The following is a 23,001-nucleotide window of genomic DNA, read 5'->3' on the forward strand; positions in this document are numbered from 1 at the left end:
CTGAAGCATGCAACTGAGCGCTTTGCGAATATTGACTACGCATGTCGGAAGCCTGCCGCGGCCGGGCGAACTGGAGGCTCTCCTTCTACGCCGAGAGAGGAATGAACTCGACAGTCAACTCGGAGAGCGATTGCCCAATATGGTGGCCGACGCCGTGAAATCAGTCGTCCGCCGTCAGACAGAGCTCGGCATCGATATCGTCTGCGACGGCGAGATGAGCAAGTATGCCTATTCGACCTACGCGCGCGAGCGGATGTCCGGGCTTGAGGGCGAAGATCAGCCGCTGGCCCTGTCCGAACTCAACGAGTTTCCGAACTTCGCCGAAAGAATCAAGCTCGATATCAAGACGCCCGCCTGCGTCGGGCCACTGAGCTACCATGGCACAGCGGCGCTCGCGACCGACATCGAAAACCTCAAGGCAGCCATCGAGGACACACAGGCGGAGGAGGCGTTCATGTCCGCGTCCTCACCCGGCATCATGTCGCACTACATGCCGAACAAATATTATCCTTCGCAGGATGCGTACCTCGATGCGCTCGCAGACGCGATGAAGGTCGAGTATGAGGCGATCGTCAGCGCCGGTCTCTTGCTGCAGATCGATTGTCCGGATCTGGCACTCGGGCGTCACTTCCGAGCCGCGCCATTGAGCGTGGAGGAATTTCGCAAGGAACTTGCCCAGCTTATCGAGGTGCTCAACCACGCACTGCGTGACATTCCCGCAGACCGCATGCGCCTGCATCTGTGCTGGGGCAACTACGAATCACCCCATCACCACGATATCGAGCTTGCGCACATTCTCGATCTGATTCTGAAGCTGCGCCCCTCCGCGCTGCTGGTAGAAGCGGCCAATCCACGCCATAGGCACGAGTGGGCGCTGTTCAAGGAGACGCCCCTGCCGGATGACAAGGTGCTCGTGCCGGGCGTGATCGACACCTGCACAAATTATTTGGAGCATCCGGAAGTCGTGGCGCAGCACATCGAACGCTACGCCGACGTGGTGGGCCGCGAACGGGTGATCGCCGGGACCGACTGTGGTTTTGCGAGCTTTGCGACGTTGCACACGGTCGATCCGGACATTGCCTGGCGCAAACTGGAAGCGCTGGTTCAGGGCGCCGAAATAGCCTCACGCCGGCTCTGGTAACGGCAGCTATGGGGAAGGAGGAAGAACAATGGCTGAAGCGCGTCGGTCATCATCGGCTTCACGAGTGTCGGCCGATTGCGGAAAGTCCGGCTCAGGTTGGACGGTTCGCCACCGCGGCTATACGACGAGTTTGTCTTGTTGAGATAGAAATTGTTGCCGTAAGCGGCAGCTTTGCAGCACATCTTTACCGTGCATGACGCACCGGGTTCGCCTGGCTCACGTCTTCCGCGCGTTCCCCGCGTCTCTGATCGGATTGGTGGCGCGTGCCTATGCGCGAGCATTGGCATCGGTTGATACTGCTGGCTTAACCATTGAAGAGACGCCGGCCCGCCTACAAGCAACCGCAGCATCTGTGCTTACGAGTTCGCGCGCTTGGCATGAACGCCGTACGGGCTTCGCGTGGCGCGGCCAAGCGAAGCTTGCGTTACATCTCCACTTTACGCGGCGGTACCCGCCAGCGGATCGATCGACATCAGTTGCGCCTCCAGCGTGACGACCGTCGACGCAAGCTTGTCGCGGCGCTCTCTCAGATGCTTCGCGAGAGTGGGGTAGAAGATGTGCCCCGCTTCGGCTCTGTGCGACCGCTGCTCCTCCTCGACGATGTCGGAGTTCAGGAGCTTAATTCTCCAATTGAGGTCTGCGATCAGCGCCTGCAACTGCAGAGACCCCGACATTCCAAAACCGGACGTTTGCTGCATGACATTGCCTCGATGTGAAACAGGCCGAACCCAGGTCGGCGAACAATCAGGCACTCAGCAAGGCCTATGCCAAAGGCGACACGGGTCGCGCCCTGCCTGAAACGGCTTCGGCCCGATCGAAGCGACGCATCGGAACATCCGAATTGCGGCGGCCGCAATGTCCGGTAGCCTTGCCCGGTCTTTGGCAATCAACGAGGGGCCGAAATGCCTGACGTTCTGGTTGAGACACGGAAGGGCTGGCTCGCCGGCCGAAGCGCCCAGTTCCTGGCCGCCATTCAGGACGCGATCAGCGCAACGCTGCGAACGCCGGCGCACGACAAGATCCTTCGCCTCGTGCAGCATGCACACGACGATTTATCGATCCCCGATTGGGTGGGCGAGCGCTTCACCCATATCGAGATCACGCTGTTTCCTGGCCGAACCGTCGCGACCAAGCGCGCGCTCTATGCGGCCATCGTCGAGAACCTGCAGCGGTTCGGCGTTCCCGCAAACGACGTCAAGATCATCCTGATCGAGGTGCCGCGCCAAAATGTCGGAATGCGCGGCGGCAATGCCGCGTCCGATTTCGACATCGGGTACGAGACGGCGGTTTAGCCGTCGGGCGTCACGCCATCACTGGTTGAGGATCGCCGGGATATCCTTGCCCGTCTTCGGCCCCGGCAGCGAGCTCAGGAAGGCGTGGATATCGGCGGCGTCCTTGTCGGACAGCACCTGCTCCGAGAATGACGGCATATCGTTCGGCGCCTCGCGCAGGAAGGCGATGAACGACTCCACCGGCAGCGCGATCTGCGCCAGCGCCGGGGCCGGATAGTTGAAACGGCCGCCCTGCCCGGCGCGGCCGTGGCATTCGAAGCAACCATCGGCAAGATAAAGCCGCTTGCCGTTGACGGGGTCACCGGCCGGCGCGTCGTCGGCGCGCGAGGCAACAACGGCACCGCCGACGGCGAAAGCGGCCGCGATCGCGGCGACCCCAAAACGCATCACAGCAAGACGCATCACAGCGCGGCGAATCGCAGGTTGACTGATCTTCATCTTCGCCCCCGCTTCAACGCTGATCCATCACGACGTCGAGCAACGCCGGCTGGCCGCTCTTGACGATGGCGACCGCGCGCTTCAATGCGGGCACAAGCCCGCTTGGATCGCTGATCGGACCCTCACCATAGACGCCAAATCCCTTGGCGAGCGTCGCATAGTCGACGAACGGATCCTTGATGGTGGTGCCGATATCGGTGTTGGTGATGCCACGGCCGTGACGCGCCGCCATCGCCTGCAGATACATGTATTCCTGATGATAGGCCCGGTTGTTGTGCACGATATAGAGCATCGGGATCCGATGATGCGCAGCGGTCCACAGCGTCGACGGCACGAACATGAAGTCGCCGTCGCCGCCGATCGCAACCGTCAACCGGCCGTGGCGCTTGTTGGCGAGCGCGGCGCCGAGCGAGGCCGGCAGCGTGTAGCCGACGCCGCCGCCGCCGGAGACGCCGTTCCATTGATACGGCTTGTCGAAATTCCACAGACGGTGCGGCCATGACAGGCCGATCGAGGTGCCGACCAGCGACCAGTCCTCGTCCTTGATCTGGTTGTAAAGCTCGGCGCACAGCCGCGCCGTGGTGATCGGGCTGGCGTCCCAGCCGATGGTGGCATCCGACTTCGCCTGTTCGACGGTCGCCTGTTTCGCCGCCGCGAGCTTCTTGCCGCGCGCGTCGAAGGCGGACTTGCGGCCCTCGTCGACTTGGCGCTTCACCTGCTCGATCAGCGCCGGCAGGCTCGCCTCGGCGTCGCCCGATATGTCGAGGTCGACGTCCTGGTAGCGGCCGAGATCCTGGTAATTGGCCTTCATGAAGAGGCCGCGGGTGCCGAGCGTGACGATCTTGGCGGTCTTCCTGTAGCGCGGCTCGGAGGTGCGCTCGATGCGATCGTGGAAATCGCTCAGCGTGCCCCAGATGTCATTGACCTCCATCGCCAGGATCAAATCGGCCTGCGACAGGATCGAGCGGCGGAACGACTGGTTGAGCGGATGCCGCGAGGGGAAGTTCATGCGCCCGTAATTGTCGATCACGGCGCATTGCAGCGTTTCAGCGAGCTCCACCAGGCACGGCATGCCGGTCGGCGTGCGCGCCATGCGATCGCACAGGATCACCGGGTTCTCGGCCGCGACCAGCATCTTGGCGAGCTGGGCCAGCGCCGCGTCGTCGCCTTGCGGCGCGAGCGCCGGAGTGAACTTCGGGATGCGCAGGCGGTCGCGGTTCGCAATCGGATTTTCCTGCAGCTCCTGGTCGAGCGACAGCATCACCGGCGCCATCGGCGGCGTGGTCGCTATCTTGTAGGCGCGCAGTGCCGATTCCGCGAAATGCTGCAGCGAGGCCGGCTGATCGTCCCATTTGACGAAGTCGCGGGTCAGCGCAGCCGGGTCGATCGCCGAATGCGGCCATTCGGCGCCGGGCGCGCGCTTGTCGGCCTCCATGATGTTGCCGCCCATCACGATGACGGGGACGCGATCACACCACGCGTTGTACATCGCCATCGAGGCGTGCTGCAGCCCGACCGCGCCGTGGCAGATCATCGCCAGCGGCTTGCCTTCCATCTTGGCGTAGCCCTGGCCCATATGCACCGCGATCTCTTCGTGCGGACAGGTGATGATCTCGGGCTTGGTGTTGCCGCCGTGATTGATGACGGCTTCATGCAGGCCGCGGAAGCTCGAGGCGCAGTTCATCGCCAGGTAATCGATGTCGAGCGTCTTGAGCACATCGACCATGAAGTCGCCGCCGCTCGAAGTCTGGGTGACCGGATCGGCCGGCGGCGGCGACGCATCGGCGGCAGCGAGCTTCGGGCCGGGAAGCGCGGCCTTGGGACGCTCTTCCGGAACGGCGGAGATTGCGTTGGCCGCGGCCGGCGTGCCCAGCGCTGCGGCGCCAGCTACCGTGGCACCCTTCAGGAAATTTCGACGGCTGGGATCGTGTGCGCCATCGCGGCGCGAGCTGCTGCGTTTCGACATGGCTTACTCCCCGGGAATGTCACCAGATGCCTACGAGCTCTTTGCTTGTTGGCGCGAGTGTCAGCCTCGAGCTCGAGAGCCGTCAATACACAGACACGTCAGCCTGCAGCTTTGGCTGAGGTGCTCCGCGAAATCAGCATGGGAATAAAATTGAAGGCGGTAGCGCGTTCTCTCGCAACGAGGCCGATTTGCCTGTGTGATGAGGCCATCGAGGCCCTGCTCGATCAGCACAATGTCAGATGCATCGGCTTTGATGCGCTGCGGGAGTCACAGCGCGCGACCGGTCAGATCATCGCGGCAACTCGTTCCAGCCCGATCATGCGCGCGAGCGAGCGCACTTCGGTCTTCTGATCCTCGCGGAGCTGGAACAGAAGCGGCATCGCGGCCGATTTCAGCTGCTGGACTTCCTCGGAATCGGGATCGATCGGCATGGTGGCCGATGCGGGATCGCCCGGGCGCTTGGAGTGGATCTTGCGCGCAACGGCGCGCAGCGCGGTCTCGACCGCCGGCCAGTAATATTCCTGATCCGATGTCAGCCTGAGCCGTTGCTTGATGCCGGCAATCTGGGCGTCGCTCAGCAGCGTGTAATTCTGCTGCGGCGCCGGCTTGGCGGCCACCTTCGGCTTCGGCAGCGCCTCGGGCTCGGTGGTCTTCTCGGCCGCCTTGGATTCAGTTGCCTTGGATTCAGCTGTCTTGGGTTCAGCTGTCTTGGGCTCAACCGCCTTGGACTCGGTAGCAGCCGTCGGTTCCGCAGCCTTCGGTTCAGCGGTGTTCGGCTGGCCGGTATCGGCTGGTGCGGTGACCTGCTCGAAGGCCTTCGGCGTGACGACATCGGTGGGCTCGGCGGAAGCATAGGCCTGCCGGATGGTGTCAGGCGGGCCCGGAATTGCGGCCTGCGCGCGGAGCAGCAGCGCTGACGGCGCGGCCAGCGGCTGGGCGGCCTGTGGTGGCTCGTAGCCGGCGGCCGCGAGCGAAACCACCGCGAGCTTGTCCTGCTTGCTGGCCCTGTTGGCGACCGGGGCTGCGTTGGGGGAGACCTCGGCAACCTGGGACGGCGCCGCCGGCACACTGTCGCGGCCAAGGATGGCTGATATCGCGGCGCCGGCGAGGAGGAAACTGGTCAGCGCGGCGAGGGTGATGGCTCTGGTCACACAAACGTCTCCATTCCAGGCCGGTATCGCAGCAGGCTGAACGCCAAATGCGGCCTTAGAGTGCTCCTACGGCGGCAGGGGGCTGCCACATTGGATGAAAAATCGCCGAGGCGGCCGGGGCTTAGGCCGCGGCGGCAAGCTCGTAGGCTTCCTGGATGTCGGCGACGATCTCGTGCGCCGGCCACAGGGCGCCGGGCTGAACCGAACGCATGCTCACCGTCCAGTTGGTGCGGCGCGTGCGCGGCGTGCTGACGATGTCGAATTCGACGTGGCGGCACAGCGGATGCCGCTGCAGGGCATGGGAGACCCGGGTCCTGAGTTCGTCGAGCGTTGCCGGGGTCTTGGCAAAGAGCGCCTCAAAATCCATGTCGCATGTCCATCATTGCCGGTCCCGCCGGCCGTAGCGGCGGACCATCCTGTGAGGCTATTGATGGAGCGATCGTGGTTAATGGCGCGTTAAGGCAACGGGAAGGGTTCTCGCTCGCGCCCTCCCCTACGGACTGGCCTTTGCGACGAATTAAACGAGCTTCACCCGCGCGCTCGCGGCATCGTACTCGGCGGCCGTCCGCGCCACGAGTTCGTCGACGGGGAGCACCCCGGTCACGCCTGAGGTGGAGTGCCCGCCGCTCCAGATGTCGCGCCAGCGTTTGGGGCGGCTTTCGCGTGCGCCCACGTCGATGTCCTTGCCGATGTCGATCGCGCCGCGCGCCGGCAGATTGTCGGGATCGAGACCGGCCGCCTCGATCGAGGGTCGCAGCATGTTGGTCTGCAGGCCGGTGAACGCCGTCGTGAGCAGGACGTCGTCGGCCGAGCTGTCGACCAGCAACTGCTTGTACCTGTTGTCCGCCATGCTCTCGCGCGTGGCGATGAACTTGGTGCCCATATAGGCGAGATCGCAGCCGAGCGCCTGCGCCGCGCGCAGCGCATGGCCGTCGCTGATGCCGCCGGCGAGCACGATCGGGCCGTCGAAGAAGCCGCGCACCGCGCGCACGAACACGAACGGATTGAGCCAGCCGGTCTGCCCGCCGGCGCCGGCGGTGAGCAGCACGAGCCCGTCGGCTCCGGCCGCAACCGCGCGCTCGGCGTGGCGGATCGAGGCGACGTCGGCAAACACGAGCGCACCGGCATCATGCAACGGGGCGAGCACCGGTGCGGGCGAGCCGACCGAGGTGATCACCATCTCCGGCTCGTGCCGCAGCAGCACCTCGACATCCTGCGAAAGGCGCGCATTGGAGCGATGCACGATCAGGTTCGGGCAGATCGGCGCGGCGCGTTGTCCACTCGTATCCGCGTGTGCCTCCAGACGCCTTTCCATCTCGGTGAGCCAGGCATCGAGCTGTTCCGTCTCGCGGCAATTCACTGTCGGAAACGAACCGATCACACCGTTGCGGCAGGCAGCTACCACCAGTTCGACGCCGGACACCAGAAACATCGGCGCGGCGATCAGCGGCAGCCGAAGGCGATCGCGCAAGCGGGCGAAAGGATCTGCACCAGACAAGTTGTTTCTTCCCTGCATCATTGTGTTAGCGTCACGGCCAACATTGGCACGATAAACGCCAAAGACAAGCAGACGGGAGGACAAACCACATGAGCAATCCGCTCTACGCATTTCCGGCGGCATGCGAGCAGACGCTGCGGGCGCTGGCGCGCTATCCGTCGCGGACGGCTTTCGCATGGCCGGGCGGTTCGCTCAGCTATCAGGGCGCGACCGACATGATCGGGCGGATGCAGCGCGTGTTCATGTCGCTCGGCTTCGCGCCGGGCACCCGCGTCGCCCTCCTCACCGCCAATCGCGCCGACACCTGGTGCGCCGGCGTCGCCGCGCAATTGTCGCGACTGGCGGTGACCTGGCTGCATCCGCTGGGCTCGCTCGACGACCAGCTGTTCCAACTCGACGACTCCGAGGCGCAGATACTCGTCGTCGACGGTATCACCTTCCGCGATCGCGGCGGCGAGCTCGCAGCGAAAGCGTCGGGACTCAAGACCGTGTTCACGCTCGGCCCGGCGAGCTACGGCGCGGACCTCCTGCAGGCCGTCGAGGCCGCCGGCAGTGCAAGCCCGAAGAACTTCGCCAGTCACGACGACATCGCGATCCTGAACTACACCGGCGGCACGACAGGAAAATCCAAAGGCGCATTGCGCTATCACCGCGAACAAAGCGGCTCGGTCAACGCGATTCTCGCCGACTTCGAGATTCCGGAGACACCGCGCTATCTCACGGTGGCGCCGATCAGCCATGTCGCCGGCACCAAGGTGCTGCCGACGCTGATGCGTGGCGGCACCGTGCATATGCTGAAAGGTTTCGATCCCGAGGCCGTGTTCACGACCATCGAGCGCGAGAAGATCAACTTCACGCTGTTCGTCCCGACCATGATCTATGTGATGCTGGATCATCCGGCGCTTCCCAGGACCGACCTCTCCTCGCTCGAGCTCCTGCTCTACGGCGCGTCAGCGATGTCGCCGAGCCGGCTGGTCGAGGGCATCGAGCGGATCGGGCCGGTGTTCTCGCAGCTCTACGGCCAGACCGAATGCTATCCAGTATCGGTGCTGCGCAAGGCGGATCACGATCCGAAGACGCCGGACCTGTTCGCGTCCTGCGGTTTCCCGATCGCAGCCTGCCAGGTGAAGATCCTGGATCAGGACGACCGCGAGGTCGCGACCGGCGAGGCCGGCGAGATCTGCGTCCGCGCAAGCCACGTGCTCGCGGAATACTGGAAGCGTCCCGACATCACCGCGGAGACGCTGAAGAACGGCTGGCTGCACACCGGCGACATCGCACGCATGGACGAGCGCGGCTACATGTTCATCCTCGACCGCAAGAAGGACATGATCGTCTCCGGCGGCTTCAACATCTTTCCGCGCGAGGTCGAGGACGTGCTGTCGCAGCACGCCGATGTGGCGATGGTCGCCGTGGTCGGCGTGCCCGACGACAAATGGGGCGAGGCCGTCACCGCGGTCGTGGTGGCGCGCGAGGGTGCGACGCCCGACGCCGATGAGCTGATCGGCCTGGTGAAGGCGAAGAAAGGTTCGGCGCACGCGCCGAAGCAGATCCAGTTCGTCAAGGAGCTGCCGATGACCGGCGTCGGCAAGGTCGACAAGAAGGTGCTGAAGGCCCGCTACTGGCACGGGCGCGACCGCATGGTGGGGTGAGCGCTCAGGGCAACGGCGAGAGAGCGTCAGACGGCGGCAACGGCGTGCGCGCCGGCTCCGGCCGCTGGTCGGCGCCTCCCCCGAGCAATTGATCGAGCCGCTCGCGCAGCTGATCCTGGTGATACGGCTTTGCCAGCCGCGGCAGGTCGACCTGGATGCCTTCGGGCAGTTCGGCGTAGCCGGTGGCAAGCAGGACGGCGAGTTGCGGCCGGATCTCGCGCGAGGCGGCGGCAAGCTCGATACCGGTCATGCCGGGCATCATGTGGTCGGTCATCATCAGGTCGATCGGCTGGTCGCTCCTGAGGATCTCCAGCGCATGCTGGCCGGAGCTGGCGCCGATCACGCGATGGCCGAGATCCTCGAGCATTTCCGTGGTCGACATTGCGATCAGCGGATCGTCGTCGACCAGCAGGATCACCGCCGATCGCTTCACCTTCTGCGGCGCGAACACCGGGCCTTCGAGTTCTGGCGCGGCGGTGGCGACCGGAAGCAGCAGCGTGGCCGTAGTACCCTTGCCGACCTCACTGGCAAGCTGCAGCGCGCCGCCGAGCTGCACCGCCAGCCCATGCACCATCGACAGACCGAGGCCGGTCCCCTTGCCTACCGGCTTTGAGGAGAAGAACGGTTCGATCGCCCGTTTCAGGATGTCGGGCGCCATGCCACTGCCGGTGTCGACCACGGACAGTTTCAGATAATTGCCGGGCCGCAACGCCGGATCGTTCTTCGCCTGCCAGGTCGCGAGCCTGATCTCGATCGTGCCGCCCTCCGACATCGCATCCCGCGCGTTGATCGCAAGGTTGAGGATCGCGAGCTCGAGCTGGTTGGTATCGACGAAGGCCGGTGGCAACCCTTCGGGAATGTTCAGCCGCAGCGTGACGCGCGGCCCGAGCGAGCGTTCGAGCAGGTTGCTCATGTCGCGCACCAGCGCCCCGAGATCGACCGGCACCGCGCGCAGGTCCTGCTGGCGCGCGAACGCCAACAGCCGCTGCGTCAACGACGCGCCGCGCTCGGCGCCCTGCAGCGCGCCGTCGATCAAACGGCGCAGCCGCGGATCCTCGGGCATCCGCTTGCGCAGCAGATCGAGGTTGCCCATCACCGCCATCAACAAGTTGTTGAAGTCGTGCGCGACGCCGCCGGTGAGTTGACCAATCGCCTCCATCTTCTGCGCGTGACGGAGCTGCTCCTGTGCCCTTTCGCGCGCAGCGACCTCCTTCATGAGATCGGCGGTGCGCTGCTCGACTCGCTGCTCCAGCGTCGCCGTGAGCTCGGCAAGCGCGGTGCGCTCGGCGGCGAGCTGCGCCAGCAGCGCCTCGCGCTCGATCTCCGCGGTCTTGCGCGCGGTGATGTCGGAGCAGACGCCGACCAGCGACTTGATGCTGCCGTCCGGCCCGCGCACCGCACGGGCGCGGACGTCGACCCAGTGCTGGGTGCCGTCAGGCCAGATGTTGCGGTACTCGATCTTGTAATCCGCCCCGGTCTGCAGCGTATGCTCGATCGTCTCGGTCCGCCGCGCCCGGTCATCGGGGTGAACCGCGTCCAGCAGGTCCTGATAGGTGAATCGATCGCCGGCCGTGCGTCCGAAGAAGCGCTTGCAGCTCGCGGAGGCCTCGAGCGTGAAGTCGGGCAGATGCACTTCCAGCGCGCCGAGATGGCCGGCATTGAGCGCGGTCTGCAGCAGGCTCTCGCTCTCTGTGAGATCTTCGAGGATTCCGCGGGTCTCGTACTGCCGGCGCCGGCCACGCACCGCGGCAGCCACCAGGCTCACCAGGGTCGTCGGATGGAACGGGCGCTCGATGAACGTGACGTTACCGAGTTGCCGGCCAAGCCGCGCCGCTTCCGGATTGCGCCCGGGGCCGCCAGCTTCGCTCATCAGCACGATGGGGAAATCCGACCATGAGGGCTGCTCGTTGAGCCAGCGCGCCAGGCTGGTGAGGTCAGCCTGCCGGATGGCCTCATCCGCGATGATGGCGAGGCCCGCTCCGCTTGCGATCTGGCGCTCGAGTTCGGCAAGGTCGCCGCAGATATTGGCGTAGTAGCCCGCCTCCTTGATCAGGTGAGCGGTCCTGACGGCGTCCCGCTCGCTCGCGGCAAGGATAACCGCGCGTTCCGAGGACGGGCCGGGCTTCACTGCGGCTGCCCTTCCGGCAGCGCCGCCTCACTGGCCGACGCCAAGAGCGATCCCAGGATCACTGCCAAGTCCATTGCCAAGTCGCAAATCCGCTCGGCCCCAGGGGCGAAGACGGCGGCGGCAAAATCGACACGTGTCATGGAACCCCCTTACGGGAGCGCAACTCATTTGTGCCACAAACCGTTCCGGATGCGCCGGATTAATTTTCCGGTCGAACCTGCCGCCGGGGGGACGCCCGTCTGGCCCGCTCGCTGCAGGACAGCACGTATCCCCCGGTTAGCGCCGCTCAATCACCAGGCTCTGGATCGCCTGGCCGAAATAGCCGCGCTGGTCGGCAAGCCGCGACATTGCGAGCCCGGCCCCATCAGGTCCGATCCATGACTCGCCGTCGAGCAGGATCCAGTCGCCGACCGGCTCGCGCGCCAAGCTCACCGTGAGGTCGGCATTGATGAAGGTCCATTCGCTGAAATCCAGCACCGGCGAAGTGCCGTTGGAGAAATCCGAGGCGACCACGGCCCGCATCGCCTGCGAGACGGCCGCGTCCGCGATCAGCGGACGGTCGACGCGGAACCAGATCGCGCCGGCCCCCAACTGGCCGAAGCGGCCGCGTGCGGCCCGCATCGAGATGCTTTTCACGAACGGACTGCTGGCGAGATTCCCCGGCTCGACCATGCATTGATCGGGAGTCGGCAACCCGACCGGCAGGTCGGCGATGTCAGCCGGCAGCTCCGCGGTCTGCTGCTTGATCTTCAGAACGCTGGCGGAGACCACGACGACACCGTCGGCCTTCAGCCTGACGCCGCAGAGTTGGATCTTGCGGCCCTCGCGCAGCACCTCGCGTTCGATCGTCAGCGGCGCCACCGGCACGGGGCGCATCAGGTCGATCGTCACGCGCGCGATGCGCATCGGTACCGGTGTGGGAAGCGCCTCGGCGGCCCAGATCACGAGCGCCGCTGGCGCGGAGCCGTGCTGCATCTGCGGATCCCAAGGACCCGCGGCATCTGGACTCGTGACGACGCGATCGCCGTCAACGCGAAAGATCGGCTCCATCAAGCAAGCGCCGGATCGACCGCGTCGTCGTATTCCTTCTTGAACCGGGCGATCAGTTCGGCTGCGGGCACCACCTTGGAGATGCTGCCGACGCCCTGGCCCGAGCCCCAGATCTCCTTCCAGGCCTTCGGCTTGGCGCGCTCGCCGGAGGCGTCGGTGCCGAAGCTCATCTTGGAAGGATCGGAGGTCGGCAGACTCTCCGGGTCCATGCCGGCTGCGACGATCGACGGCTTCAGGTAGTTGCCGTGCACGCCGGTGAACAGGTTGGAATAGACGATGTCCTCGGCGGACGAATTGGTGATCATGCTCTTGTAGCCGTCGACGGCGTTCGCTTCCTGCGTCGCGATGAAGGCCGAGCCGATATAGGCGAAGTCGGCGCCGATGATGCGCGCGGCGCGGATCGCACGGCCGTTGGCGATGGTGCCCGACAGCGCGATCGGTCCGTCGAACCATTGGCGGGTCTCCGACACGAACGGGAACGGCGAGATCGTGCCGGCATGGCCGCCGGCGCCGGCCGCGACCAGGATCAGGCCGTCGGCGCCCTTCTCGATCGCCTTGTGCGCGAACTTCTGGTTGATCACGTCGTGGAAGACGATGCCGCCCCAGCCATGGACGGCCTGATTGAGCTCCTCGCGCGCGCCGAGCGAGGAGATGATCATCGGCACCTTGTGCTTCTCGCAAAGCGCCATGTCGTGATCGAGCCGGTTGTTCGACTTGTGCACGATCTGGTTCACGGCGAACGGCGCCGACGGCCGCTCTGGATGGGCCTTGTCGTAAGCGGCGAGCTCTTCCTTGATCCGGTACAGCCATTCGTCGAGCAGTTCCGGCGGGCGCGCATTCAGCGCCGGGAATGAGCCGACCACGCCGGCCTTGCACTGCGCGATGACCAGATCGGGCACGGAGATGATGAACAGCGGTGCCCCGATCACGGGAAGAGACAGACGGCCCTTGAACAGAGCAGGCATGGACATTGGCAGCGGATCCTTCGGGTTGCCGGGACGGAACGAATTGTTGGCCTCAAGATGCCGGCCATCATACCAACAAGGCTATCTTTCCAGTGTCAAGTATTGCGTTTTGGCGCTGCAAAATGGATGACAAAACCTCATCCGGCAGCAGTTTTTTTGGAGCAGCGCTGGTATCCCAGACACGCCTCGCCCACGGCTATTGGCAGAGCGCCCGCGTCACGAAATTTTCGGTCTTGCAGTCGTTCGGGCCGCGCTTGTGGCGGGGCACATAGACCACCGGCGAACACTTCTCGGACGCATCGGTATCGAGGCTTTTGCCTTCCTTGAATCCCTTGCTCTGGCATAGCCGGTCGGCACCGAGCTTGCAGTCCGGCGCGCCGTTCGAGGCCACCACGCAGGCCGCGCGCCCCGTGACCATAGACGAGGGACGCGTGAGGTTCGACAGGTCGTTGATGGTCTCGCTGGGGCTCTTCAGCGGCGGCAGGATCGATTTCGATTTCTCGAACAGCTTTCCGATTTCGTTGATCAGCCCCGGATTCTCGCGCTCGACCGGCGCGGGCGCCAGCTCGATGTGCTGCGGCTGCGACGCCGGCGGCAAGGGTTGCTGTGCGGACGGCTGCACACCGAGCACCGGCGCCGCAGCCTGGGCCCAGCCTCGGTCGATCGTCGCCATGACCATCGACAGAGCAAGCCCCGCCATCACGACGCGGGCCTTCGCAATATCCAGCTTGGCAATATCCAGCTTGGCAGAATTCAGCCTCGCGGCATTCAGCAGCTCGTAGATACCATCGGCCATCGCGGCCAGCGTAACCCGAAGCCCGTGATCGGCAAAGCCGACGAAGTGCTAAATCAGCTTGAATGCGACAACAAAGCCCAGCACCAGCACGATCGCGCCGATAGCAACCCAAAGGCCGAGCCGCTTCTCCAGCTCCTTGCGGATGATATCTCCGTAGCGATTGAGCAGCACGGCAACGAAGAAGAAGCGGCCGCCACGTGCGACAATCGAGCACAGGATGAACAGCCAGATGTTGTAGCCGGCAAAGCCCGAGGTGATCGTCACGAGCTTGTAGGGAATCGGCGTCAGCCCCTTGACCAGAATGATCACCGCACCCCACTCGGCATAGGAAGCACGGAACGCGTCGACCTTGTCGGAAAGTCCGTAGAGATGGATCAGCCATTGCCCGAGCGAGTCGTAGAGCAGCGCGCCGATCGCGTAGCCGAGCACGCCGCCGGCAACCGACGCAATCGTGCACACGGTCGCGAACCACCACGCCCGCCTCGGCTGCGCCAGTGACATCGGCAGCAGCATGATATCCGGCGGGACCGGAAAGAAGGAGCTCTCAGCGAACGCAATCGCTGCGAGAAGCCAGAGCGCGTATGGCTTGTCGGCAGCGGCGATGCACCAGTCGTAAATTCGTTTCAGCATGGGCGCGATGAACCATCATGGAGCGCATTTGTCCATGGCGGGAATTGAGTTGATTTTCGGGCGAATTAGGACTGCCGCTTGCGCAGGCGGTTTTCCAGCGCGACGATCCGGCGTCGAACGACCGGGACGGGCGCGGTTTTGGGCAGCTTGACCGGCGACTTCGGCAACTTCTCGGCAATCCCGAGCAGGCGCTCGCGGCGTTCCATCTCCCGCCAGACGTCCTCCGGCTTCACGCCGGCCTCGGCCCACACCACGGTCAGGTTGTAGAGCAGATCGGCGCTTTCGCGGACCACGGCATCGGGCTTGCCGCGGAGAGCATCGATCACGACCTCGACAGCTTCCTCGGCGAGCTTCTTGGCCATCTTGGCCGGACCGCGCTGAAACAGCCGTGCGGTGCGCGACGTTGCCGGATCAAGATCCCTGGCCGCGATCACCGCCCGATAAAGCCGCTCGATCGAATCACCCATGGCTTGCAAGCCTAGTCGAAACGAGTCGCCAGCGTGTTAACGGCGCGCATGACGACGAAAAAAACCACCGACCCTGCGGCCGGTGGTTTCGATTCATTTATGACAGTTCTGAGAACCGCCGACGGTCAAACGTCAGTACGGCACATAGGGCAGTTGCGACCGACCACCGTAGTAGCCGTACGGTCCGCCACCGTAATAGGCCGGTCCACCATAGTAAGCGGGACCTCCGTAATAACCCGGGCCACCGTAATAGGCATACGAGTCGTCATAGTCGCGGCGGTTCTGGGCGGCGATGATCGCCAGCCCCGTGCCGACGATGCCGGCAAACGCGGCCGCCGCCGCTGCGCCACCATTGCCACCACGATAGGTTCGGCGGCGTGCGCTGATATCGGTCGCGCCGCTGATCCCGTGCGACGTGGTCACAGCGGCAGCCTTACCGACCGAAACGGAGCCCGCGAATGCCACTGTCGGCTCGATGGCCGTCAACACCAGCGCGGCAACGGTTGCCAGCGTGGCTGCGCGGCCAATGGACGAAAAAACACCCTTTCGCGCAAACATTGCAGTCATCCTTTGTGGAAGCCGGCCCGGCGGGCCACGGATAGCCAACCACAACCTCTAGATTAGGTTCCGCGAGCCGAATGCAAGCTGAACGAGCCCCTGCAAAGTGTCATGGCAGTCATCAGCCATTCAGCTTGGATGAGGCAGGATGTCCGCAAATTGATCCTTGAAAATGATGCTTGCACTGGCGCATTCGGTGTCATGAAACAGGCGGAAGCCGGCGCGGCACTTTGTCTCGCCTCCCGGAAGTCGTGATGCACCTCAGTCGGACCACCGTTCTCCGCTTGATGCTGGCTAGCGTGATCTGCCTCGCGGGCGGCGTGTGGCCTGGCACAACGCTGCTCCGCGCGGCAAGCGATCCGCCGCAGCCGGCCTCGATCCAGTTCACGCTCGACCGTCCGCTCGATGCCGCCGCCGCCCCGTTCGTGATGGCCACCGTCGACGGCCTGTTCAGCGCCGAGGGACTTGCGGTCAGTACCAACATCGCCACCAGCTCGGCGGATGCCATCACGCGCGTCGTTGATGGCTCGAGCGACTTCGCCCTCGTCGACGTCAACTCGCTGGTGCGTTTTCGCGACAAGCCGGGCGCCGCGCCCTTAAAGGCCATCTTAGTGCTGTTCAACCAGGCGCCCTACGCGATCGTCGCGCGCAAGAGCCGCGGCATCAAGGCGCTGTCCGATATCCAGGGCAAGAACCTCGGCGTCGCCGAGGGCGACCTGTCGATCCGGTTGTGGCCCGCGATCGCCAAGCAGAACGGCGTAAAGGTCTCGAGCGTGAAGCAGAACAGCATCAGCGCGGCGGTGCGCGAGNGAGCCGATGCTCTCCGCCGGCCAGGTCGATGCCGTCACCGGCTTCTCCTACCTCTCGGCGATCAACTTGCGGGATCGCGGTGTGCCCGCCGACGATCTCGCGGTGCTGCGCTTCGCCGATTACGGCTGCGAGGCCTATGGCTTTGCCGTCATCGTCAGCCCGCGCCTCGCTGCGGCCAAGCCGGACACGGTGAGAGGATTCGTGCGCGCGGTGATCGGCGGCACCAACGCCGCCATCAAGGACCCTGCCCGCGCCGCGACCGAGGTCGCAAGCCGCATGGACGGCGGTTCACGCGAACTGGAGCTGGAGCGGCTGCAAGCCATCATACGCGACAACATCCTCACCGACGAGGTGAAGCGCAACGGCCTCGGCGGCATCGACCGGGCGCGCTTCGAGCGATCGATCGACCAGCTCGCGGAGGATTTCAAATTCCAGAAGCGGCCGCACGCATCCGACATCTTCGACGAAACGTTCCTGCCGCCGCGCGACGACCGGCTGATCAACTGAGCATAACGCGCCGTCGCCGCTGGCCCTCCATCGCGAACCCTGATTAGATCGTATCCCGCCTGATCGGGCGGGTCTGTGGCTCAAGGGTCCGCCGGCATGTCCATGCTCCGCCTCTACACCCGCGTTCTGGAATTGCTCGGCAAGGAGGCCCGGCTCGGCTGGATTCTCGCCGGCGCCAACCTGCTGCTCGCCGGCGCACAATTCGCCGAGCCGGTGCTGTTCGGCAAGATCGTCGACGTGCTGTCGGGCCGCCCGGTGACGGGCACGTTCGCGACCGACTCGCCGTGGCCGCTGCTCGGCGCCTGGGTTGCGTTCGGCCTTTTCACGATCGGCTGCAGCGCGGTGGTTGCACTCCAGGCCGACCGGCTGGCGCACCGCCAGCGCCAGGCGGTGCTGACCGATTATTTCGAGCACATCATGCAGCTGCCGCTAACCTTCCATTCCGGCACCCATTCGGGGCGGCTGATGAAGGTGATGCTGAACGGCACCGACGCGCTGTGGCGGCTCTGGCTCGGTTTCTTCCGCGAACACTTCGCTGCGATCATGTCGCTCGTCGTGCTGCTGCCGCTCTCGCTCTATCTCAACTGGCGCCTCGCCATCCTGCTGTTCGCGCTCTGCGTCGTCTTCACCATCCTGACCACGATGGTGGTGCGCAAGACTTACGGCATGCAGAGCGAGGTCGAGGAATATTACAGCGACCTCTCGGCGCGCGCCTCCGACGCGCTCGGCAATGTCGCGCTGGTGCAGAGCTTCGTGCGGATCGATTCCGAGGTGCAGGGGTTGCGCTTTGTCGCCGACAAGCTGCTCGCCGCGCAGATGCCGGTGCTGTCGTGGTGGGCGCTGGTCACCGTCATCACCCGCGCCTCGACCACGATCACGGTGCTCGCGATCTTCACCGTCGGCATCGCGCTGCACAGCCAGGGTCTGACCACGGTCGGCGAGATCGTGATGTTCGTCTCGTTCGCCACCATGCTGATCCAGAAGCTCGAGCAAGTCGTGAGCTTCATCAACAGCGTGTTCATGGAGGCGCCGCGGCTGCGGGAATTCTTCGACGTGCTCGACGCGGTGCCGGCGGTGCGCGACCGGCCCGGCGCGGTCGATCCCGGACGGCTCTCCGGCCTCGTCGAGTTCAACGACGTCTCGTTCTCCTATGACGGCAAGCGGCCGGCGATCGAGGATCTCTCGTTCACCGCGCTGCCCGGCCAGACCATCGCGCTCGTGGGGCCGACCGGCGCCGGCAAGTCGACCGCGATCGCGCTGCTGCATCGCGCGTTCGATCCGCAGTCCGGCATCATCAACATCGACGGTATGGACATACGCGCGCTGAAGCTGACCGGGCTGCGGCGCAACATCGGCGTGGTGTTCCAGGAAGCGCTGCTGTTCAACCGCTCGATTGCCGAGAACCTGCGTGTCGGCAAGCCTGACGCCACCGATGAGGAACTGCGTACCGCTGCGGCGCGCGCGCAGGCGCTGGATTTCATCGAGCGCAGCGACAAGAAATTCGAGACCCATGCCGGCGAACGCGGCCGCATGATGCTGTCCGGTGGCGAGCGGCAGCGGCTGTCGATCGCGCGGGCATTGTTGAAGGATCCGCCGATCCTGATCCTCGACGAGGCAACCAGCGCGCTCGACGCCGTCACCGAGGCCAAGGTCAACGCTGCTCTCGATGAAGTGATGAAGGGGCGCACCACATTTGTCATCGCCCACCGCCTCTCCACAATCCGTCACGCCACCCGCATCCTGATGTTCGATCAGGGGCGCGTGATCGAAAGCGGAACTTTCGATGAACTGGTGGCAAAAGGCGGGCGATTTGCTGACCTCGCGCGTGCCCAGTTCATGTTTCAGGAGCAGCAACGCGCCGATCTGGAAGCGCCTTAATTCCGGCTTTCCAATTGAGGCGGCTGCCGAAATTCAGCCGATTTCGTCCACGATTAAGTTGGGTGGGCTCTGTTCTCCGCTGGCAAGCCGGTATAGGGTTTGCATCGCCGCATCGCGGCCCCCGGACACGCTTGAAACCCGAACGATACTCGCAAAGACCTCCTGTTGCAGGCGGGTCTCATAGGACCGGAACCTCGTGCATCTCTTTCGCCCGCTGCTGCGCAACCCGTCGTTGAAGTGGATTCTTGCCGTCGCGTTGCTGGCCGTCGCGCTGCCGCGCACGGCTCAGGCCGAAGCGCTGCTGCTGATCGAAGCCGATAGCGGCAAGGTGCTGCAGGCCGACAACGCGACGATGCCGTGGTACCCGGCGTCGCTTAGCAAGCTGATGACGGCCTATGTGACGCTGACGGCGGTCAAGGAAGGCCGCGTGTCGCTCGACACGCTGCTCACGGTGTCGCCGACCGCAGCCTCGCAATCGCCCTCAAAGATGGGCTTCCGGCCCGGTACCCAGGTCACCGTCGACAACGCGCTGAAGATGATGCTGGTGAAGTCGGCCAACGACATGGCCGTGGTGCTGGCTGAGGGCGTCGGCGGCTCGATCGATGGCTTCTCGGCGATGATGAACCAGACCGCGCGGAAGCTCGGCATGACGCAGACGAGCTACGTCAACCCGAACGGCCTGCCGGCCGACGGCCAGATCACCTCGGCCCGCGACATGGCGATCCTCGCCCGCGCCATCATCCGCGACCTGCCCGAATACGAATACTTCGTACATATCCCGTCGATCCGCTTTGGCCGCCGGATCACGCCGAACTTCAACAAGCTGATCGGGCGCTATCCGGGTGCCGACGGCTTCAAGACCGGCTTCATCTGCGCCTCCGGCTACAATCTCGTTGCCTCGGCGACGCGCGACGGCAAGCGGCTGATCGCCGTCGTGCTCGGCGCCTCCTCGGGCCGCATGCGTGCGGTCCGCGCCGCGCAGCTGCTCGACCGCGGCTTTGGCGGCAACGGGCTGGCGTGGCTGCGGCCGTCGCTGGGTACCGTCGAAAACCTCGCACCGATCGACGCCTCGCCGCCGAACCTGCACGAGGAGATGTGCGGGCCCAAGCGCAAGCGGCCCGCCAGTGACGAGGACGAAGACACCGTCGCCAACAGCGCCGGCGGTTCGGCGACCAATGGCGAGGGCAGCACCATGTCCTTCTTCGCCTCCGGCCTGCAGGCGGCGATGCCGAAGCCATCCGAGTTGCTGGGGCTGCCGGCTGCCGCGTCGGAGCCGGTCGTGGTCTATACCGGTCCGACCAAGACCGGCGCGGCCTTGGCCGCGGCGGTCGAAGCCGACAGCGAGAAGATGCAGCCAGCGCCCAAGCGCGGCAAGCGTACACGCGTCGTCATCAAGGTCGACAAGAAGTCCGACTCGGCCGCTGACGCCAAGGGCGATGCCAAGAAGGACAAGTCCGACAGCATGCAGGCCGCGGCGAAGCCGGCGCGTCACGCCAACGCGAAATCGGATTCCGCAGCCGCGAAGCCGGCCGCAAAGCCCGCCGACAAGCAGGCCGCCGCGAAGCCCGCGGCGAAGCCGAAAGCTTCGAGCAAGCCGAAGAGCGACGCCAAGCAGCCGGCCGGTTAGCCACCCCGGGGGCCCTCCCCTCTCGATGCGTCGATAGCGCGCAGCGGCTTGCCATTGGCCGCGGCATCGCTCAATACTGCCGAAAACAACGCGGTAAGCCCGCAAAAACCCGGAAGCAATCCGGGACGCCGGGCAACGTCATGAGAGGGGATTGACCACCATGGAGCGCATCTGGCTCAAGGAATATCCGGCCGGCGTGCCTGCCGATATCGACATCACGCAATACTCATCGCTGGTCGAATTGCTGGAAGAAAGCTTCGTGAAGTTTGCCGATCGCAAGGCTTTCATCTGCATGGACAAGGCGATCACCTATCGCGACCTCGACCAGATGTCGACCGCGCTCGGCGCCTATCTGCAGAGCAAGGGCCTGCAGAAGGGGGCACGCGTCGCGCTGATGATGCCGAACGTGCTGCAATATCCGATAGCGACCGCCGCGGTGCTGCGCGCCGGCTTTGCCGTGGTCAACGTCAATCCGCTCTACACGCCGCGCGAGCTCGAGCATCAGCTCAAGGATTCCGGCGCCGAGGCGATCATCGTGCTGGAGAACTTCGCCACCACGGTGCAGAAGGTGCTCGGTAACACGCAAGTCAAGCACGTCATCGTCGGCAGCATGGGCGACCTGCTCGGTTTCAAGGGCGTGATCGTCAATCTGGTGGTGCGGCGCGTGAAGAAGATGGTGCCAGCCTGGTCGATCCCGGGCGCCGTCGCATTCAACGACGCGCTCGCGGCCGGCCGCGGCATGAAGTTCAACAAGCCCACGCTGACGCGCGAGGACGTCGCCTTCCTGCAATACACCGGCGGCACGACGGGCGTTTCCAAGGGCGCCACCCTGATCCACCAGAACGTGCTCGCCAACGTGCTGCAGAACGATGCCTGGCTGCAGCCGGCGCTGAAGAAGCCGCCGCATGTCGAGCAGCTCTTCATCGTCTGCGCGCTGCCGCTCTATCACATCTTCGCGCTGACCGCCTGCTACCTGCTCGCGGTGCGCGCCGGCGGCGTCAATCTCTTGATCCCGAACCCGCGCGACATGGCAGGCTTCGTCAAGGAGCTGTCGAAGTACCAGGTCAACAGCTTCCCGGCCGTCAACACGCTCTACAACGGCCTGCTGAACACGCCCGGCTTCGACAAGCTCGACTTCTCCAAGCTGAAGACGTCGTTCGGCGGCGGCATGGCGACGCAGAAGCCGGTCGCGGAGAAATGGCTGAAGGTCACCGGCTGCCCGCTGTCGGAAGGCTACGGCCTGTCCGAGACCTCGCCGACGCTGACCTGCAACCCGGCCGACGCCGACAAGTTCTCCGGCTCTATCGGCCTGCCGGTGCCCTCGACCTATCTGTCGATCCGCGACGATGACGGCAACGAGCTGCCGATCGGACAGGCCGGCGAGATCTGCGCCAAGGGCCCGCAGGTGATGGCGGGCTACTGGAACAGGCCGGACGAGACCGCACGCGTGATGACCGCGGACGGCTATTTCCGCACCGGCGATATCGGCGTGATGGACGAGAACGGCTTCACCAAGATCGTCGACCGCAAGAAGGACATGATCCTGGTCTCCGGCTTCAACGTCTATCCGAACGAGATCGAGGAGGTGCTCGCGAGCCATCCGGGCGTGCTGGAATGCGCGGTGATCGGCGTGCCCGACGCGAAGTCCGGCGAGGCGGTGAAGGCCTTCGTGGTCAAGAAGGACCCGAACATCACCGCCGAGGACATCATCAAGTTCGCGGCCACGCAGCTCACCGCCTACAAGGTGCCGAAGCAGATCGAGTTCAGGACCGACCTGCCGAAGACCAATGTCGGCAAGATCCTGCGCCGCGAGCTGCGCGACGAGAAAAAGGCCGCGGCATGAGGCGAGCGCTGACGGCGTCGAGCGATGACTGATGCGGGCCTCGCGACAGCGGCTGACGTCCTCGCGTTCTGGCGCGTGGTCGGACGCGATCGCTGGTACGAGCGCGACGACGCGTTCGATGCCGAGATCCGGGACCGCTTTCTCGCGGCCTGGGAGAAGGCGGCTGCAGGCGAATTGTCCTCATGGGAGGCGAGCGACGACGGCGCGCTGGCGCTGACCATCGTGCTCGACCAGTTTCCCCGCAACATGTTTCGCCAGGACGCGCAGACCTTTGCCAGCGATGCGCTGGCGCGCGAGGTCGCGGGCCGTGCGATCGATCGTGGCGTCGACGAGCGCGTCGATCCGCACTTGCGCGAATTCCTTTATCTGCCCTTCATGCATTCGGAGCATCTCGCCGACCAGCAGCGCTGCGTCGAGTTGATCCGGCACTCCGGCGGCCACCCAGATAACCTCAAATATGCCGAGGACCACGCCGACATCATCCGCAGGTTCGGGCGCTTCCCGCACCGTAACCGCGTCCTGGGCCGGCCGACGACGCCGGAGGAGCAGGCTTTCCTCGATGCTGGAGGCTTTTCCGGCTGATGACGGAACAGTGACTGCCCTC

At 64.9% G+C, this 23,001-nt stretch carries 22 protein-coding genes and 1 pseudogene; 9 read left to right on the forward strand and 14 right to left on the reverse strand.

Annotation, left to right across the window (positions count from 1 at the left end; translation table 11 throughout):
• Nucleotides 1-7: 7 nt before the first annotated feature.
• On the forward strand, nucleotides 8-1,141 hold the full coding sequence (locus AS156_RS05120) for a cobalamin-independent methionine synthase II family protein (protein ID WP_066500876.1): 1,134 nt from the start codon (nucleotides 8-10) through the stop codon (nucleotides 1,139-1,141).
• 437 nt (nucleotides 1,142-1,578) lie between these two features.
• On the opposite strand, the gene AS156_RS05125 is transcribed toward AS156_RS05120, so the two are convergent.
• Complete coding sequence (locus AS156_RS05125) at nucleotides 1,579-1,839, reverse strand: hypothetical protein (protein ID WP_066500878.1); 261 nt, start codon at nucleotides 1,837-1,839, stop codon at nucleotides 1,579-1,581.
• A gap of 204 nt (nucleotides 1,840-2,043) precedes the next feature.
• Between AS156_RS05125 and AS156_RS05130 the strand changes: the two genes are divergently transcribed.
• On the forward strand, nucleotides 2,044-2,433 hold the full coding sequence (locus AS156_RS05130) for a tautomerase family protein (protein WP_066500882.1): 390 nt from the start codon (nucleotides 2,044-2,046) through the stop codon (nucleotides 2,431-2,433).
• A gap of 18 nt (nucleotides 2,434-2,451) precedes the next feature.
• Here AS156_RS05130 and AS156_RS05135 read toward each other — a convergent pair whose 3' ends face one another.
• The 5 genes from AS156_RS05135 to AS156_RS05155 form a co-directional block, all read right to left on the reverse strand.
• Nucleotides 2,452-2,871 carry a c-type cytochrome gene (locus AS156_RS05135; protein WP_066500883.1) on the reverse strand — a complete coding sequence of 140 codons (420 nt, stop codon included), beginning with the start codon at nucleotides 2,869-2,871 and terminating at the stop codon, nucleotides 2,452-2,454.
• 13 nt (nucleotides 2,872-2,884) lie between these two features.
• On the reverse strand, nucleotides 2,885-4,837 hold the full coding sequence (locus AS156_RS05140; RefSeq protein WP_066500885.1) for a thiamine pyrophosphate-binding protein: 1,953 nt from the start codon (nucleotides 4,835-4,837) through the stop codon (nucleotides 2,885-2,887).
• A 284-nt stretch (nucleotides 4,838-5,121) separates the two neighbouring features.
• Complete coding sequence (locus AS156_RS05145; protein ID WP_066500886.1) at nucleotides 5,122-5,988, reverse strand: hypothetical protein; 867 nt, start codon at nucleotides 5,986-5,988, stop codon at nucleotides 5,122-5,124.
• Nucleotides 5,989-6,109: 121 nt separating this feature from the next.
• Nucleotides 6,110-6,355, reverse strand: coding sequence for a hypothetical protein (locus AS156_RS05150; RefSeq protein ID WP_066500889.1), 246 nt, complete (start codon nucleotides 6,353-6,355; stop codon nucleotides 6,110-6,112).
• Nucleotides 6,356-6,505: 150 nt separating this feature from the next.
• Entirely contained in the window at nucleotides 6,506-7,507 is a 1,002-nt protein-coding gene (locus AS156_RS05155; protein WP_066500893.1) for an NAD(P)H-dependent flavin oxidoreductase, read from the reverse strand.
• Between the two features lie 68 nt (nucleotides 7,508-7,575).
• Between AS156_RS05155 and AS156_RS05160 the strand changes: the two genes are divergently transcribed.
• A complete protein-coding gene (locus AS156_RS05160; protein ID WP_066500896.1) occupies nucleotides 7,576-9,138 on the forward strand; it encodes an AMP-binding protein in 1,563 nt (520 codons plus the stop codon).
• Between the two features lie 4 nt (nucleotides 9,139-9,142).
• On the opposite strand, the gene AS156_RS05165 is transcribed toward AS156_RS05160, so the two are convergent.
• The 8 genes from AS156_RS05165 to AS156_RS05195 all read right to left on the reverse strand — a co-directional run bounded on the left by AS156_RS05165 (nucleotide 9,143) and on the right by AS156_RS05195 (nucleotide 15,732).
• The gene (locus AS156_RS05165) at nucleotides 9,143-11,266 is read right to left on the reverse strand and encodes a hybrid sensor histidine kinase/response regulator (RefSeq protein WP_066500898.1); all 2,124 of its coding nucleotides are present in this window, start codon (nucleotides 11,264-11,266) and stop codon (nucleotides 9,143-9,145) included.
• The gene (locus AS156_RS42710) at nucleotides 11,263-11,406 is read right to left on the reverse strand and encodes a hypothetical protein (protein WP_160331058.1); all 144 of its coding nucleotides are present in this window, start codon (nucleotides 11,404-11,406) and stop codon (nucleotides 11,263-11,265) included. Before AS156_RS42710 ends, AS156_RS05165 begins: the two co-directional genes overlap by 4 nt.
• 136 nt (nucleotides 11,407-11,542) lie before the next feature.
• On the reverse strand, nucleotides 11,543-12,316 hold the full coding sequence (locus AS156_RS05170; RefSeq protein ID WP_066500900.1) for a thioesterase family protein: 774 nt from the start codon (nucleotides 12,314-12,316) through the stop codon (nucleotides 11,543-11,545).
• On the reverse strand, nucleotides 12,316-13,287 hold the full coding sequence (locus tag AS156_RS05175; RefSeq protein WP_066500901.1) for an NAD(P)H-dependent flavin oxidoreductase: 972 nt from the start codon (nucleotides 13,285-13,287) through the stop codon (nucleotides 12,316-12,318). The genes AS156_RS05170 and AS156_RS05175 overlap by 1 nt, the downstream gene beginning before the upstream one ends.
• Before the next feature lie 190 nt (nucleotides 13,288-13,477).
• On the reverse strand, nucleotides 13,478-14,077 hold the full coding sequence (locus AS156_RS05180) for a hypothetical protein (RefSeq protein WP_082747341.1): 600 nt from the start codon (nucleotides 14,075-14,077) through the stop codon (nucleotides 13,478-13,480).
• Between the two features lie 48 nt (nucleotides 14,078-14,125).
• A complete protein-coding gene (locus tag AS156_RS05185; RefSeq protein ID WP_066500902.1) occupies nucleotides 14,126-14,707 on the reverse strand; it encodes a YqaA family protein in 582 nt (193 codons plus the stop codon).
• Between the two features lie 65 nt (nucleotides 14,708-14,772).
• Nucleotides 14,773-15,174 carry a phosphoribosyl-ATP diphosphatase gene (hisE, locus tag AS156_RS05190; RefSeq protein WP_066500903.1) on the reverse strand — a complete coding sequence of 134 codons (402 nt, stop codon included), beginning with the start codon at nucleotides 15,172-15,174 and terminating at the stop codon, nucleotides 14,773-14,775.
• A gap of 132 nt (nucleotides 15,175-15,306) precedes the next feature.
• On the reverse strand, nucleotides 15,307-15,732 hold the full coding sequence (locus AS156_RS05195) for a hypothetical protein (RefSeq protein WP_066500905.1): 426 nt from the start codon (nucleotides 15,730-15,732) through the stop codon (nucleotides 15,307-15,309).
• Between the two features lie 254 nt (nucleotides 15,733-15,986).
• Here AS156_RS05195 and AS156_RS43955 point away from each other — a divergent pair.
• The 6 genes and pseudogenes from AS156_RS43955 to AS156_RS05220 all read left to right on the forward strand — a co-directional run.
• Nucleotides 15,987-16,541, forward strand: a 555-nt coding sequence (locus AS156_RS43955) for an ABC transporter substrate-binding protein (protein WP_245312557.1), incomplete at its 3' end; no start/stop codon positions are given.
• Nucleotide 16,542: 1 nt separating this feature from the next.
• Nucleotides 16,543-17,049: pseudogene (locus AS156_RS43960) on the forward strand (ABC transporter substrate-binding protein); the annotation flags it as partial.
• Nucleotides 17,050-17,145: 96 nt separating this feature from the next.
• The gene (locus AS156_RS05205) at nucleotides 17,146-18,927 is read left to right on the forward strand and encodes a glucan ABC transporter ATP-binding protein/ permease (protein WP_066500907.1); all 1,782 of its coding nucleotides are present in this window, start codon (nucleotides 17,146-17,148) and stop codon (nucleotides 18,925-18,927) included.
• A gap of 196 nt (nucleotides 18,928-19,123) precedes the next feature.
• Entirely contained in the window at nucleotides 19,124-20,554 is a 1,431-nt protein-coding gene (locus tag AS156_RS05210; protein ID WP_066500908.1) for a D-alanyl-D-alanine carboxypeptidase family protein, read from the forward strand.
• Between the two features lie 160 nt (nucleotides 20,555-20,714).
• Complete coding sequence (locus AS156_RS05215) at nucleotides 20,715-22,397, forward strand: long-chain fatty acid--CoA ligase (RefSeq protein WP_066500913.1); 1,683 nt, start codon at nucleotides 20,715-20,717, stop codon at nucleotides 22,395-22,397.
• Nucleotides 22,398-22,421: 24 nt separating this feature from the next.
• Nucleotides 22,422-22,979 carry a DUF924 family protein gene (locus AS156_RS05220; RefSeq protein WP_066500915.1) on the forward strand — a complete coding sequence of 186 codons (558 nt, stop codon included), beginning with the start codon at nucleotides 22,422-22,424 and terminating at the stop codon, nucleotides 22,977-22,979.
• Nucleotides 22,980-23,001: the final 22 nt, after the last annotated feature.

It is taken from the genome of Bradyrhizobium macuxiense (assembly GCF_001542415.1).
Taxonomy (GTDB): Bacteria; Pseudomonadota; Alphaproteobacteria; order Rhizobiales; family Xanthobacteraceae; genus Bradyrhizobium; species Bradyrhizobium macuxiense.

Excerpts from the sequence above, each read along its gene's own strand:
- AS156_RS05120 (WP_066500876.1), top strand. The coding sequence starts at position 8 with ATGCAACTGAGCGCTTTGCGAATATTGACTACGCATGTCGGAAGCCTG.
- AS156_RS05180 (WP_082747341.1), bottom strand. The coding sequence starts at position 14,077 with ATGGCCGATGGTATCTACGAGCTGCTGAATGCCGCGAGGCTGAATTCT.
- AS156_RS05205 (WP_066500907.1), top strand. The coding sequence starts at position 17,146 with ATGTCCATGCTCCGCCTCTACACCCGCGTTCTGGAATTGCTCGGCAAG.
- AS156_RS05175 (WP_066500901.1), bottom strand. The coding sequence starts at position 13,287 with ATGTCCATGCCTGCTCTGTTCAAGGGCCGTCTGTCTCTTCCCGTGATC.
- AS156_RS05215 (WP_066500913.1), top strand. The coding sequence starts at position 20,715 with ATGGAGCGCATCTGGCTCAAGGAATATCCGGCCGGCGTGCCTGCCGAT.
- AS156_RS05160 (WP_066500896.1), top strand. The coding sequence starts at position 7,576 with ATGAGCAATCCGCTCTACGCATTTCCGGCGGCATGCGAGCAGACGCTG.
- AS156_RS05155 (WP_066500893.1), bottom strand. The coding sequence starts at position 7,507 with ATGATGCAGGGAAGAAACAACTTGTCTGGTGCAGATCCTTTCGCCCGC.
- AS156_RS42710 (WP_160331058.1), bottom strand. The coding sequence starts at position 11,406 with ATGACACGTGTCGATTTTGCCGCCGCCGTCTTCGCCCCTGGGGCCGAG.
- AS156_RS05195 (WP_066500905.1), bottom strand. The coding sequence starts at position 15,732 with ATGTTTGCGCGAAAGGGTGTTTTTTCGTCCATTGGCCGCGCAGCCACG.
- AS156_RS05140 (WP_066500885.1), bottom strand. The coding sequence starts at position 4,837 with ATGTCGAAACGCAGCAGCTCGCGCCGCGATGGCGCACACGATCCCAGC.
- AS156_RS05170 (WP_066500900.1), bottom strand. The coding sequence starts at position 12,316 with ATGGAGCCGATCTTTCGCGTTGACGGCGATCGCGTCGTCACGAGTCCA.
- AS156_RS05125 (WP_066500878.1), bottom strand. The coding sequence starts at position 1,839 with ATGCAGCAAACGTCCGGTTTTGGAATGTCGGGGTCTCTGCAGTTGCAG.
- AS156_RS05135 (WP_066500883.1), bottom strand. The coding sequence starts at position 2,871 with ATGAAGATCAGTCAACCTGCGATTCGCCGCGCTGTGATGCGTCTTGCT.
- hisE (WP_066500903.1), bottom strand. The coding sequence starts at position 15,174 with ATGGGTGATTCGATCGAGCGGCTTTATCGGGCGGTGATCGCGGCCAGG.
- AS156_RS05150 (WP_066500889.1), bottom strand. The coding sequence starts at position 6,355 with ATGGATTTTGAGGCGCTCTTTGCCAAGACCCCGGCAACGCTCGACGAA.
- AS156_RS05130 (WP_066500882.1), top strand. The coding sequence starts at position 2,044 with ATGCCTGACGTTCTGGTTGAGACACGGAAGGGCTGGCTCGCCGGCCGA.
- AS156_RS05220 (WP_066500915.1), top strand. The coding sequence starts at position 22,422 with ATGACTGATGCGGGCCTCGCGACAGCGGCTGACGTCCTCGCGTTCTGG.
- AS156_RS05185 (WP_066500902.1), bottom strand. The coding sequence starts at position 14,707 with ATGCTGAAACGAATTTACGACTGGTGCATCGCCGCTGCCGACAAGCCA.